Annotated in this window: 13 protein-coding genes; 2 read left to right on the top strand and 11 right to left on the bottom strand. The window is 49.9% G+C overall.

Annotated features, from left to right (window positions below):
• Window positions 1–202 precede the first annotated feature (202 nt).
• The gene (folD, locus tag BZG25_RS07790) at window positions 203–1,063 is read left to right on the top strand and encodes a bifunctional methylenetetrahydrofolate dehydrogenase/methenyltetrahydrofolate cyclohydrolase FolD (RefSeq protein WP_046075252.1); all 861 of its coding nucleotides are present in this window, start codon (window positions 203–205) and stop codon (window positions 1,061–1,063) included.
• A 32-nt stretch (window positions 1,064–1,095) separates the two neighbouring features.
• On the opposite strand, the gene BZG25_RS07785 is transcribed toward folD, so the two are convergent.
• The 4 genes from BZG25_RS07785 to BZG25_RS07770 form a co-directional block, all read right to left on the bottom strand.
• On the bottom strand, window positions 1,096–2,337 hold the full coding sequence (locus BZG25_RS07785; RefSeq protein WP_046075251.1) for a response regulator: 1,242 nt from the start codon (window positions 2,335–2,337) through the stop codon (window positions 1,096–1,098).
• Window positions 2,338–2,551: 214 nt separating this feature from the next.
• Window positions 2,552–3,766 (bottom strand): response regulator, encoded by a 1,215-nt coding sequence (locus BZG25_RS07780; protein WP_241828676.1) that lies wholly within the window; start codon window positions 3,764–3,766, stop codon window positions 2,552–2,554.
• Between the two features lie 72 nt (window positions 3,767–3,838).
• Window positions 3,839–4,339: a transcription/translation regulatory transformer protein RfaH gene (gene rfaH, locus BZG25_RS07775; protein ID WP_077578038.1), complete on the bottom strand. Its 501-nt coding sequence runs from the start codon at window positions 4,337–4,339 to the stop codon at window positions 3,839–3,841.
• A 154-nt stretch (window positions 4,340–4,493) separates the two neighbouring features.
• Window positions 4,494–5,549, bottom strand: a complete 1,056-nt coding sequence (locus BZG25_RS07770) for a response regulator (protein ID WP_077638780.1) — start codon at window positions 5,547–5,549, stop codon at window positions 4,494–4,496.
• 511 nt (window positions 5,550–6,060) lie between these two features.
• Here BZG25_RS07770 and BZG25_RS07765 point away from each other — a divergent pair.
• On the top strand, window positions 6,061–6,660 hold the full coding sequence (locus tag BZG25_RS07765; RefSeq protein ID WP_046075248.1) for a Yip1 family protein: 600 nt from the start codon (window positions 6,061–6,063) through the stop codon (window positions 6,658–6,660).
• A gap of 62 nt (window positions 6,661–6,722) precedes the next feature.
• On the opposite strand, the gene purF is transcribed toward BZG25_RS07765, so the two are convergent.
• The 7 genes from purF to BZG25_RS07730 all read right to left on the bottom strand — a co-directional run.
• Window positions 6,723–8,237, bottom strand: coding sequence for an amidophosphoribosyltransferase (gene purF, locus BZG25_RS07760; protein WP_046075247.1), 1,515 nt, complete (start codon window positions 8,235–8,237; stop codon window positions 6,723–6,725).
• Between the two features lie 31 nt (window positions 8,238–8,268).
• Entirely contained in the window at window positions 8,269–8,766 is a 498-nt protein-coding gene (locus BZG25_RS07755) for a CvpA family protein (protein WP_046075246.1), read from the bottom strand.
• A 61-nt stretch (window positions 8,767–8,827) separates the two neighbouring features.
• Entirely contained in the window at window positions 8,828–9,376 is a 549-nt protein-coding gene (locus tag BZG25_RS07750) for an SPOR domain-containing protein (RefSeq protein WP_077578036.1), read from the bottom strand.
• Window positions 9,377–9,388: 12 nt separating this feature from the next.
• On the bottom strand, window positions 9,389–10,639 hold the full coding sequence (folC, locus tag BZG25_RS07745; RefSeq protein ID WP_077638779.1) for a bifunctional tetrahydrofolate synthase/dihydrofolate synthase: 1,251 nt from the start codon (window positions 10,637–10,639) through the stop codon (window positions 9,389–9,391).
• A 65-nt stretch (window positions 10,640–10,704) separates the two neighbouring features.
• Window positions 10,705–11,631 (bottom strand): acetyl-CoA carboxylase, carboxyltransferase subunit beta, encoded by a 927-nt coding sequence (gene accD, locus BZG25_RS07740; RefSeq protein ID WP_046075243.1) that lies wholly within the window; start codon window positions 11,629–11,631, stop codon window positions 10,705–10,707.
• Between the two features lie 167 nt (window positions 11,632–11,798).
• Window positions 11,799–12,584 carry a tRNA pseudouridine(38-40) synthase TruA gene (gene truA, locus BZG25_RS07735; protein WP_077638778.1) on the bottom strand — a complete coding sequence of 262 codons (786 nt, stop codon included), beginning with the start codon at window positions 12,582–12,584 and terminating at the stop codon, window positions 11,799–11,801.
• Window positions 12,585–12,720: 136 nt separating this feature from the next.
• A partial coding sequence (locus tag BZG25_RS07730; RefSeq protein ID WP_305794079.1) for a FimV/HubP family polar landmark protein occupies window positions 12,721–13,595 on the bottom strand: 875 nt, incomplete at its 5' end.

Here is a 13,595-nt window from a genome sequence, read left to right as displayed (position 1 = left end):
TTCATGCGACGCGGTGAGCCGAGAACGCGAAATTGATGCTTTTCGTGTTTCAGTCTCGTCAAGCATCGTGCGAGCATGATCGGCTGAGTGCTTTTTTTTGCCTTCCCCCTCATTAAACTGCATTAGCAAACGTTTGCGTAATAGCTTTTAGGTGCGTTTTTTGTCACACTATTGCCAACATTGCTTTAGCCGAAGGATAGTTATGGCCGCACAACTCATTGATGGAAAGCTGATCGCGCAAACCGTGCGTCGAGAGGTTGCCGCCCGCGTTTCCGCTCGCACTCAAGCGGGACGTAGAGCCCCCGGATTGGCGGTAATTCTGGTCGGAGACGATCCTGCCTCCCAGGTTTATGTTGGCAGTAAACGTCGTGTCTGCGATGAAGTCGGTTTTGTGTCAAGGTCTTACGACCTCCCGGCTTCGTGCTCTCAACAAGAGTTACTCTCACTCATTGACACCTTAAATGCGGATGACAGCATTGATGGCATTCTCGTCCAACTGCCCTTACCTGCAGGGATTGATGCCACGTCCGTATTGGAGCGCATCCGCCCAGACAAAGATGTCGATGGGTTTCATCCCTACAATGTCGGTCGCTTGTGTCAACGCATGCCAACCCTGCGTTCTTGCACACCAAAAGGGATTATTACCCTCCTAGACCGCTACAATGTCCCTCTTCGTGGTAAACATGCGGTGATCGTGGGTGCCTCCAATATTGTTGGCCGCCCGATGACGTTAGAACTGCTATTGGCGGGCTGTACAACCACAACGTGCCACCGGTTTACCCAGGATTTAGAAGCCCATGTTCGACAAGCCGATGTGCTGGTTGTCGCGGTCGGTAAGCCTAAGTTTATTCCTGGCGACTGGATCAAGCCCGGCGCTATTGTGATTGATGTGGGCATTAACCGCATGGAAAACGGCAAGCTTATCGGCGACATCGAATATGAGCTCGCCTATGAAAAGGCTAGCCATATTACCCCTGTCCCAGGTGGCGTGGGCCCCATGACTGTCGCGACCTTGATTGAAAATACGCTCATGGCCTGTGAGCAATACCACGATGGTCACTAGCATGAGAGAGGGTCAAACTGGCCCTCTTTTTTTCAGGATACTAAATCCGTTTGTCCATCTTGGATGAGCTGATTTCGTCCCCCTGCCTTGGCTTGGTACAAACACCTATCTGCGCGCTGAACAAGTTCATCAATACGGGCATCGGCATGGACCATCCCTATACTGATGGTGATTGAAAACGCCTTATCATAGGGTGACCAAACGGTCTTTTCCAATTCTTCTCGCATCGCCTCAAGCCGGCGCACAAAGCTCTGCTCGTCATTGCCGTAGAGGATACAGAATTCCTCCCCACCGAAGCGAGCGACCATGTCCTCCGGAAAATAGCGTTTCATCATCTTTGCCAGCTCAATCAGCGTAATATCGCCGATATGATGCCCAAATTGATCATTGATCTTTTTAAAATGATCGACGTCGACCAGCGCCAAACTCCTCGGTCCCTTGTGTGAGCGTGTGTGAGGGTGCTCGAAAAAGTAACGTCGATTCCACACTTGGGTTAAATAATCCGTATTGGCCATATTGAATAGGCGACGCTCGGTATCGAGCGCATTCAGTGTGCTGTGCAAGCGACAATAAAATTCCTCTTGGTTAAACGGTTTGGCCAAAAAGTCATTCGCACCCGCTTTTAAAAACCGCGCCGTTAAGCTGGGATCTTCCTCACCCGATAAGCCTATAATCGCCAACTGGCCGTCTGTTTTCAGTTTGCGTAATGCCTTAACCACACTCACTCCATCCATTTCTGGCATGGTGTAATCGGTAATCACCAAAGAAATTCGCTTATCGCGCCGCACCATAGCCAATGCCTCTTGGCCATTTTGGGCCTCAAGGACATTGAGGTATTGCCGCTCTAATAAGCTGCGCACGTAACGACGGGCTGTCAGCGAATCATCCACAACTAACACATGGTGCTGATGGTTCTTTTCTAGGCGGTTGAGTAACGGCGCTATCGATGACACGCACGAGGGACTATCTTTGGGGATGTAATCAATCACGGTTTTGGCTAGCACACGTTCCCGAGTCCGAGCATCCATCATCGCAGTGAGTACAATCACTTTTATGTCCAACGACAAACATACGTCAATGATTTCACCGTCCTGCCCATCAGGCAGGCAGTAGTCGAGGATAGCACAAAGAAAGTCGGTCTCTTGGTTGAGGATCGTCTCTGCTTGTTCGATTGAGTTTGCTATACATGGGATGTATCCGGCCTTTCGTATCTCGGCTTCAAGTAACCGCCTGAAAGGTCGACTATCTTCCACAACCAACACTTTATATTCCATCTGCAACGCACCACGTCTTCACGTTAATTTTGCGCGACAATGCACGCAACGGGGCAAGAAGCGGTACAGGGTAAGGGCAATTGAGTGCGTGTAGACAGAAATTGCGCAAATTTCTCAACAATGACACACATCTCGCAGATATTTGACGCAACACCAACAACCGATCGCACACTTTATGCGTTATTTCGTGTCACTTTTTAGACAAAATAGACATTTACCCTTGATGCACCACCATTTGATTCCGGCCAGATGCTTTTGCCTGATACAAGGCTTGATCTGCAGTGTGTAAAAGGCGTGAGAGAGAGGCCGCTTGAGAGTCCACGCCAATGCTCACCGTTACTTTCAGCGTCTGATCTGACACTCGTACGGGGCGTTCGGCGACTGACTGGCGATAAGAGTCTAGCGATTGCTGAAACACCGTCAAATCACGAAGCGATAATACACAAAACTCTTCTCCTCCCAATCGGGCGACCGTGTCTTCCGGAAAGGCGTCTGCCAGCATTTGCGCGACCTCAACCAACACATCGTCACCGATATGATGACCAAAGTCATCATTGATACGTTTAAAGTAATCAATATCAATAATCGCCAAATGCTTACGCGCTTCATTTGCAAGCTGGTCACCCCGCTCAAAAAAATAGCGTCGATTCCAAAGCTGCGTGAGAAAATCTGTATTGGCTAAAAGAAATAACCGCCATTCGGTATCAATCGCATTCAAACAGCTATGCACGCGGCAGAAGAACTCTTCCTGATTAAACGGTTTGGGCAGATAATCGTTCGCCCCTGCTTTGAGAAAACGTGCCGTTAGCGCACTATCATTATGTCCAGACAAGCCTATGATCGCCTGTGAGCACTCGGTATCTTTCTTACGAAGCGCATACACAAGCTGAAGGCCATCCATTTTCGGCATTTCGTAATCAGTGATAATCAGCGATATATCTGGCGTTTTTTCCAGCACGTCAAGTGCCTGCTCACCATTTTCAGCTTCCAATACGGTTAGATACTGACGCGCTAACAACGCAGAGATGCGTTTACGTATCGAGGCAGAGTCATCAACCACCAGCACACGGTGCACTTGATTGTCAGCCAATCGCTTAACGAGTCGGCAAACCGCATCAATACAATGACTACTGTCTTTGGGGATATAATCGATAACGGGCTTTGATAGTATCTCATCACGCGTTTTCTCTGTTTGCGAGGCGGTGAGGACAACCACTTTAAGCCCGACGGCTAAACAGAGATCGATGACTTCGCCGTGGTGAGCATCCGGCAAATTATAGTCGAGGATCGCACAGAGAAAGGTTGTGTGGTGATCTAGCACATCCCTCGTTTCTGCTAGGCAGGTACAGGTCACAGTGGCAAAACCCGCTTTTCTCACCTGTTGTTCAGCCAGCATGCGAAACGACCGGCTGTCTTCAACGATAAGCACCGACTCCAACGACTGCCTCCCTCATTCAAAGCTATACCTTGATGAGTGTAGCAGCCAAACCGGGAGAGCGTGTTAACTGGAGGCGCTGATATCGGAGTTATTGATACAAAGTTCAGTTTGCTTGCTAAGTATATTTATCAGCAAAATGCAGCGTTTCTCGCCGTCTTTTTCTTTGAAGATCGCTTCCGTTCCAGCAAACTGCCCCTGCTCAATCATCACCGACTGTCCAGGCTTGAAGCCTTGGTAGAGTGCGTCACGTTGTTCGTCACAGTCTTCCATCATCATCAGCTGTTGGATCAACGCCAAGTCGACCTTGACCGGGTACGCACCTTGGCGAACGAAATCAACCACACCACGCGTGGAGCGAACGCTTGTATACTGCACAAGGTCGGGATCAAAGCAGGCAAACACATAGTTGGGGAAGAGTGGCTCTTCAACTTGCTGACACTTGCCTCGACGCAACTTTTCCACCGTCACGGTCGGGTAGTAACAATCAACGCCTTGGCGCTTCAAATTTTGCTCTGCGCGTTGCTGTTCCGCGCGCTTACAATAAAGTAAATACCAATGTTTCATGTCGTTCTGTCCCTGATGTCTATCGACAGTGGCAGCCTGTCCAGAGCGACGAGAGTATACGGATGTTAGGCCCACACAGCAACAAAGGCGAGCGCTAATCAAAGCCACTCACCTTTGCTTAGGGTTAACGATTCGACATGGTACCGCTGAATCGTTAGGCGATTTTTTGAATATCGACGCTAAAACTGTTTAAGCCAACTTCATTCAGCGACACACGTGCATCACCTGATTGAAGATCGACGCTTTGAAATTGGCTCGAGAACGCATCGCGCCCCAACCAATGATCACTGTGAACAAGGCTTGTCGCTCCACAGCTATCGACCGTGGCTTTTATCCCCGCCGGTAAAATATCAAGCTGATTATCGGTGGTGTTTAATACACCGAACATCGCACGAACCGGCGATGTGTAGGCTGAGGCTCGAATCGCATCCTCGATCCGTTTTACCAAGGTGAGAAATCCCCTTTCATTGACATCACCTGAGCGGACAAAATCATTAAAAAACGCACGGATCATCAAGGTGGTCGCGGTGCCGTCTTCCTCTGCGGAGGCAGAGTCGACCACATAAAAGGCCATTTTCCCGCCCATCAACCACGCATAATCCAATACAATGGGGTTGGCATCTGCCGATTGCAGTGAATGGTAAGAAAGACGCCAAGCACCTTGTTGCGAATCGGGCTCTGGCATCAGCCCCATTAATAACTCACGTGCGCTGCCTGGGTTATGGCGTAAGGCATCAAGGTGCCACTTGAGCTCTGTCTCTGATGCCCCGCGATCCGTATCCTCGCTCACTTTAAACCATTGCTGACTAAAATCATCGCTGGCGTGAACATCGTCGTTCGCATCATCAACCACCGCCTCGATGGCTTTTTTAACCACATTAATATCTTCAATCGGTTTGATCAGAAAGTCTTTCACCCCAAAGCGAAGCGCTTGGGCGACGTCAGCCATCCCCCCAGTGCCAGAGATCACGATCATAGGTAGCATTGGATATTCAAGGCTCACCTCCTCAACGAATTCTAAGCCTGTCATCACTGGCATCGACAGGTCACTGATCAATAGGTCAGGAATCGACTGTCTTAGCGCTTGCAACCCTTCTAAACCATTTTCAACCTCACGTACTACCGCTCCCTCTCTTTCGAGAAAAGACGCAATCATCCGACTGAAGACGGGATCATCTTCAACGATTAAGATCTCTTTATTATGCAACACGACGCTCTCCTCCAGGACTGCAAAGCAGCGGCTGTTTTCATTCTCACTGCACTAATCGTAGTTGAATTCAGACACACCTGTGACCGCTAATGAGATTTAATTCAGTAGCGCTCTATAAACAGCTGTTTAAAATAATAATTTTCTTAGCATTCAAGCAGGTGAATCGTCAAAGCCATTTATCGGCAGCATAAAAAAGGCTTGAAAATCAATGACACTATAAGAGTACGCCACTCTGTATTAAAAGTAAGACTTATAACAATTAATACATGATGTCTATCACAAGAATGTATATCGGTATTGTCTAAATATCGAGCCAGTCAGAAAAGCGCAGCAAGGCGATTTTTTGTCGGGAGGAAAACTTGCCAATTGAGACACCAACAACTATTCCTTATTAAAGGAGAGTGTATACGGCATCTGTCTCCGCACGCCAGCAGAGAAGACGTTTTACTTGAGGCGTCGTGCGCCGACCGTTGCACCTGACTTCACTGAGGGAATAACGAGCGGGGTTACTATGATATTAAGTCATTTATTGGGGTTATATACCCATCCCAAAAAGGAATGGAAAGCGATTGGCGAGCGCCACGAGGCCGCCTCAAACAGCATTGGTCACGCGTTGTTACTTGCGTTAATCCCGCCTGTTTGTGCCTATTACGCGAGCGTCCACATTGGCTGGCAGATCGGCGCAGGGGATCCCATCTTTATGACCCCACAAAGCGCACTGTTCATCGCCAGTGCCATGTATCTCGCGTTATTGGGTGGCGTGGCCGCGTTGGCCTATCTCACATTGTGGATGAGTCGCACGTTCGGTTCTGCCCCAACTTACACTCAGTGCCTTGAACTGGCAGCCTATACCGCGACGCCCATTTTTATGGTAGGATTGGCCACGCTCTACCCGGTGGTTTGGTTTGTGATGATCGTCGGCTTGATTGGCATTGCCTACTCTGTCTACCTCCTCTACACGGGGGTACCGATATTGATGGAGATCCCTGAAGAGCGAGGGTTTATCTATGCGAGCTCTGTCGTCACTTGCGGGTTAGTACTGCTGGTCGCGATCCTTGCTGCCTCTGTCATCCTTTGGAATGTCGGCATGGGCCCAGTCTTTACCCATTAATCGACATACACTCAGCGGGCTAACACTGAAAAACGCCGCGATAGATATCGCGGCGTTTTCAATTAATCCTCGTTATGTATCTCTAAGTTAGCCAGCTCTTGCTGCTGCTCGCGTACCGTTTTTGCATCGTCGTTCCGCAAGCTTTGTATATACTCGAGGTAAGCTTGATCGACATCCTGAGTGACGTATTCACCGCTAAATACGGACGTCTCAAAGCGCTCAATAGCCGGGTTCGCTTCGCCAACCGCTGCCACCAAGTCAGAAAGATCTTGGTAGACCAAGCCATCCGCACCAATCAATTGACCAATTTCATCGACTTCACGACCATGGGCGATCAGCTCGTTAACGCTGGGCATGTCGATGCCATAGACATTAGGAAAACGCACTTCGGGGGCGGCTGATGCCATATACACTTCTTTTGCCCCGGCCTCGCGCGCCATTTCGATAATTTGCTCCGAGGTGGTGCCGCGGACTATCGAATCATCGACTAACAGAACGCGTTTGTCTTTAAATTCAGAACGAATAGCATTGAGTTTACGGCGCACCGATTTCCGACGCATTTGTTGCCCGGGCATAATAAAGGTCCGACCGACATAACGGTTTTTGACAAAGCCTTGGCGGTAAGGCTTACCGAGCACTTGGGCAATCTCCAAGGCGATGTCACAGGAGGTCTCTGGAATGGGGATCACTACATCAATATCAACATCATCCCACTCTCGTTGGATTTTAGCCCCCAGTTTTTGTCCCATACGGATGCGTGCACCGTATACGGAAACCTTATCTATAAAGGAGTCAGGGCGAGAGAAGTAGACAAATTCAAAGATGCAGGGGTTTAAACTCGGCGCATCCGCACATTGACTGGTATGCAGTTGTCCATCCAGCGTGATATAGATAGCTTCACCGGGTGCCACATCACGGACAAAATCAAACCCGACCGCATCCAACGCCACTGTCTCCGACGCCACCATGTATTCAGTGCCGGCCTCCGTATCGCGTTTACCTAAACAGAGTGGCCGAATGCCCTTAGGATCACGAAACGCTATCACACCGTGACCAATGACCATGGCCACGACCGCATAAGCCCCCGACACTTGTCGATGCACCGACGCTACCGCGGCAAACATATCGTCAACCGTTAATGGATGCGATGTCGCGGTTGATAACTGGTGGGCAAGGACGTTAAGAAGGATTTCAGAATCAGAGGTGGTATTAAGGTGGCGACGATCTTTCTCGAATAGCGACTGACGCAAGTCTTGCGCGTTGGTGAGGTTGCCATTGTGCGCCAGGGTAATACCGTAAGGAGAATTCACATAAAAAGGCTGCGCTTCTGACGCACTCGAACTCCCCGCGGTTGGATAACGCACATGCCCAATGCCAACTTGGCCTTGTAAGCGCTGCATATGCTTAAGTTGAAACACATCCTTTACGAGGCCATTGGCTTTTCTAAGCCGGAAACGATTGTCGTCAATAGTGACAATCCCGGCAGCATCCTGTCCCCGGTGTTGTAGCACCGTCAGTGCATCATAAATGGACTGATTGACCGGGGTGTTACCAACGATTCCAACAATACCACACATGTCAGCGATTCCTTGTTACGCGAATATCATCCTAAGATCCGGCGATCTCAGGTAAGAAACTGGAACTGTTCTCGAGATAGTGGAAAAACCATTCAATCACTACCGCAAAGTTAGGAATAAGTTGCGACCGCCCCCATGCTTGGGTGTGAGCCACCGACGTAAAGGCATCCAGAAAGAAGAGCATCGCGGCAATAATGAGTACACCACGCACACTCCCAAACACCATACCCAGCACCCTATCGGTACCAGACAACCCGGTTTTCTCTACCAACTGAGCAATCACATAATTGACCACCGCCCCCACAATTAAGGTGGCAATGAACAACAAGGCTATTGCGCTACCATTACGAATAACGGCATCTTCGATATTGGTCAGGTAAACCGCCAGTTGCGTATAAAACTGACTGGCGATAAAAAACGCACCAAACCATATCACTAATGACAATGCTTCTTTAACAAAGCCTCGAATCACACTAACTAGCGCCGAAAAACCAATGACGCCAATAATGAGGTAATCAATCCAATTCATCGTATTCACTTGCTCGAGACGTGCGCATTCTAACAGAAAAAATGCTCACGCAAACGTTTTCTTATTGAGTGAGTGGGTCAAATTTACGCAATTGACCCTTCAATCCTGTCAAAGATTGCAAATCAGTCAGTTGCGATTCTAGCGCCGATTTGGAGACGTGAGGCCCTACGACCACCTTGGCTAAGTCATCTGGCTGAATGTCTTTGGGTAAGATATGTGCTTGGTAACCTTTTTCGCGTAATTGTTTGACCAAACGTCGTGCGTTGTCTTGGTTACGAAAGGTACCGAGCCGGATCATCCACGCCCCTTTTTGGTCACTGACTGACGAAGAGGCTGTTTCACTAGACACCGGTTTAGACGCAGGCTCGCTGTCCGTTGCGTTTGTTTGACGCTCTTTAACCTTGGTGTCTGGCGCCTCCACCTCAACCACTTGTGGTGCTTGAATCGGTGTTTGGCTCACCTCACTGTCAAAATCATCCCGTAGCGGGATACTCTCATAGCTCTCTTGATAATGCTCTTTTTTGCCATCAAGCACATCTGGCAGCACTATCACACCGATAGACACCAACACCAAGGTACCAACGATTCTTTTTTGTAACTTACTGGCCACAATGACTCCGTTTTAGTTAAGCTCGCTCATTACCTGTCCAACGGTATGAAACGACCCAAATACGACCACACAGTCTCGCGCAGGTTCAGCGTGTTTTAACGCATGCTGATAGGCCTCGCTGGGTGACGCAAACTGTTGTGATGCCGATACAGGCAAGCTGTCGGCGGGGGCGCCTCGGGGCACAGATAACGATGCGGGATACCAGTGATCCACGATACCGTCCAAGCAGGCTAAGGTACCCGCCATGTCTTTATCGGATAACATGGCCACCACCGCATGCACGTGCCCGCCGCGTTCCGCTTTGCACTCAGCCAACTTCTCTGCCAAATAAGCGGCCGCGTGCGGATTATGAGCAACGTCAAACACAGTGTAAGGCGCCTTGGCGACAACCTGCATTCGCCCCGGTACCGACACCGAGGCTAACCCGTCAGAGATGTGCGTGTCTGCAATCTCCAAATCGGCAACGCCCAAAGCCATCAATGCAGTGGCGGCATTTTGTAATGGTATTGCAGGGATAGGCAACGCAGTCAGTTCAAACGCCCCTGCCGCCCAACACCAGGTATCATCAGTGAGCGTATAGTGATATTGATAACCCAGCTGGTGTAGCTCGGCGCCAATACTGTCAGCGTGTGCAGCCACACTCGCCGGTGGAAAAGGCTGACCGCAAACAGCAGGTTTATCCGCTCGGAAGATACCTGCTTTTTCGTAGCCGATTTGGTTAATATCATCACCTAACCAATCACAGTGATCGAGCGCAAGGCTGGTGATCACCGATACGTCATGCTCAACCACATTGGTGGCATCAAGGCGTCCACCAAGGCCAACTTCTAAAATCACGACGTCCAGTGCGTGCTGCTTGAACAGCTGCAATGCAGCCAAGGTGCCGAACTCGAAAAAGCTCAGGCTGGTCTCACCACGCACTTTTTCAATCGTCGCGAACGCTTTACTGTGCGCAGCATCGTCTAGCCATTTGCCATTAATGCGTACTCGCTCATTATAGTGAATGAGATGCGGGGAGCTATAGACACCCGTGCGATAACCCGCATGCCGCAAAATTGATTCCAGCAACGCACAGGTTGTGCCCTTACCATTGGTTCCCGCAACGGTAATCACTGTCGGCGCAGGCTTAGTCAGTTGCGCGCGGTCAGCCACAGCGGCGACGCGTTCAAGGCCAAGATCGATGGCACTGGTATGGATACTTTCGAGATAAGACAGCCACGTCGTTAAAGAGGACGTGGCTGTTGGATGTTGTAGTTCAGACATTGACTTGGTCAGTTACTCCATGATGGGCAAATGATACCAAGGATAGCGCTGTGGGACACGGTCAATTATTGGTCTTGAGAAGGCGGTGCCGCTTCGGGCTCAAGATCAGGCTTGTCTTGCTCTACATCGACCACAAGCGGTGAGTGAATATTATTCAATTTGGCAAGCAGCCCCGCCAAGCGTTGACGCATTTCTCGGCGGTCGACAATCATGTCAATCGCGCCATGCTCAAGCAAGAACTCACTGGTTTGGAAATCTTCAGGGAGGTTCTCACGCACGGTCTGTTCAATGACTCGGCGCCCCGCGAAACCGATAATCGCTTTAGGCTCGGCTACATTGATATCACCTAACATGGCAAAACTTGCCGTCACACCACCGTATGTCGGATCAGTTAATACCGAGATAAACGGCAGGTTGTGGCGAGAAAGGCGTTCCAATGCGGCACTTGTTTTTGCCATTTGCATCAGTGACATTAGCGCTTCCTGCATACGCGCACCGCCACTGGCAGAAAAACACACCAAACCGCAGTTATTTTCGATCGCAGCATCCACCGCTTTCACAAAGCGAGCGCCCACAACGGCTCCCATCGAACCGCCCATAAACTTAAATTCAAAGGCACAGGCCACCACGGGTACATCGAACACACTGCCTTTCATGACCACAAGGGCGTCTTTTTCGCCACTCGCTTTTTGCGCCGACACTAAGCGATCTTTGTACTTTTTCGAATCGCGAAACTTCAACACATCTTTAGGTTCAAGCTCACTGGCAATCTCTTCACGCCCGTCTTTATCCAAAAACACGTCGAGCCGGCGGCGTGCTGGCATGCGCATATGGTGTTCACACTTTGGACAGACTTCCAAGTTACGCTCGACATCAGCGTGATAGAGGACTTGATCACACGACGTACACTTGGTCCACACACCTTCTGGAATCGACGCCTTGCGTGATGAACCAATATTACTTTTGGTTAATATTTTTTCTAGCCAGCTCATGGACAACCTTTACTTAGTGATAGCTCTCGCGAACGGACAGCTATCTTGGATTCGTAACAAATTAGACCGAATTAAATCACAAGTCCGTCAGACTTGGGATAAAAAACTGGTACTACCTATTCTGTCTCCGTGCTGTATGCGTACAGCGTACTTGCCGACACAATCACCTAATCCGGCAAAAACAAGGGGCCAATGGGTGAGCGAGGCAACCCAAATGTTTCGGGGTAGTCCACCTCAACCAAATACAAGCCTTCAGCTTTCGCGGTCGCAGCAGCCTGGGTTCGATCTTTTTGTGCCAGCAGCCAAGCCACCCACTCAGGAGGCTGCTCTTGACGACCGACCGCCATTAAACTCCCCACGATGTTGCGCACCATATGATGCACAAACGCATTGGCTTTAATATCAATCACGATAAAGCGCCCTTGACGGTTGACCGATAAATGCATCAAATTCCGCCAAGGGGATTTCGATTGACACTGAGCGGCACGGAATGAGGAAAAATCATTCTCCCCAAGTAGATACTGACCGGCTCGGTGCATTAAGGTTTCATCAAGTTCAGCGTGATAGTGACTGACTCCCTTGGCTAAGATCGCCGGGCGCAAGGGATGATTATAAATCACATAACGATAGCGTCGCGCAGTGGCACTAAAACGGGCATGAAACTCGTCTGTCACGGGCTTAGCCCATCGCACTGCAATCGGATCCGGCAAATTCGCATTGACACCCATCGTCCAAGCTTTTAAAGGACGTTGATTGTCAGTGTCAAAGTGCACCACCTGTCCTGTTCCATGCACGCCAGAGTCGGTACGTCCCGCACACTGTACGGCGACAGGGTGATTGGCAACCGTCGATAAAGCACGCTCGAGGTGTTCCTGCACACTGGTGACTTCTCGTTGCCTCTGCCAACCGTAAAACTGAGCACCATCATACTCAATGCCTAACGCGAATCTCATGCCCTGCCTTCTCGTTACTCGTCTATAAGGCGCCGCATTATACCCATAAAGCCTTCGAGTTGCAGGTTAAAAGCGCGTGCTTCGCCATCACTGCCGTCATAAAGAAACAGGCAGCTCTCGCTACCTGTTTTTTTCACTACCTCAGCTGTTCTAACAACTGACGCGCTTCTTGCTGCAAGGTCTTGTTGCCCGATTGCATCACTTTTTCAAGCAAAGAAATCGCCCCATCGACATCGTTCATTTCCAAATACGCTTTGGCGAGGTCAAGATTCGTTGATGCTTCAGTACTTGCAGTATCACCGTCCACATCAATGGCACTAATATCTTCTAACACATCAGGAAACTCATCTAAACCCACATTCAGGTTCATTTCCGCTTTATCAGGATCGATATCTGGCGTAGAACCATCATCTCGCATAAGCTCTTCAATGCTGATGTAGTCATCTTCTTCTTGCTCTTCACCAATCAGCTCACTTTCTGCTTCCCCCTCACCCAGTAGATCCTCGTCTAAGGCTTCTTCGAGTTCAAAGGTTTCCAGTGAGGCAGGATCTATTGCGGGTTGCTGACTCCAGTCTTCACTCTCTGCTTCAGGCTCAGGTTCATTATCAGCCTGCCACACTGCCGCTTCTTCATCGGACAGTGAGGAAAGATCCAGTGGCGTGTCATCGTCTGACTCGGAGAGCAGTGCCTCCATGTTTAAGCCACCCACTTGGTGATCGTCATCGTCGAGATCACTGATATCTCGCTCATCACGCTCAGGCGTTTCCGTTTCCTTGGCGGCGTCACCCTCTTGCTGCTCATCTAAATAAGATTCTAGCTCGCGCTGCTCTTCAAGCGCAGCGCTTAGTGCGTCATCCTCGCCAAACTCGCCCAACTCATCAAGTGAGAAGGAGTCAAACTCATAGTCACGCTCATTGCTTGGCTCTGGCTCTGGCTCTGGCTCTGGCTCTGGCTCTGGCTCTGGCTCTGGCTCTGGCTCTGGCTCTGGCTCTGGCTCTGGCTCTGGCTCTG

It is taken from the genome of Salinivibrio sp. ML198, from assembly GCF_001996015.1.
In the GTDB taxonomy this organism is placed as follows: Bacteria; Pseudomonadota; Gammaproteobacteria; order Enterobacterales; family Vibrionaceae; genus Salinivibrio; species Salinivibrio siamensis.
Note: the sequence above shows the minus strand (reverse complement) of the source record. Positions and strands in the feature narration are given on the sequence as shown.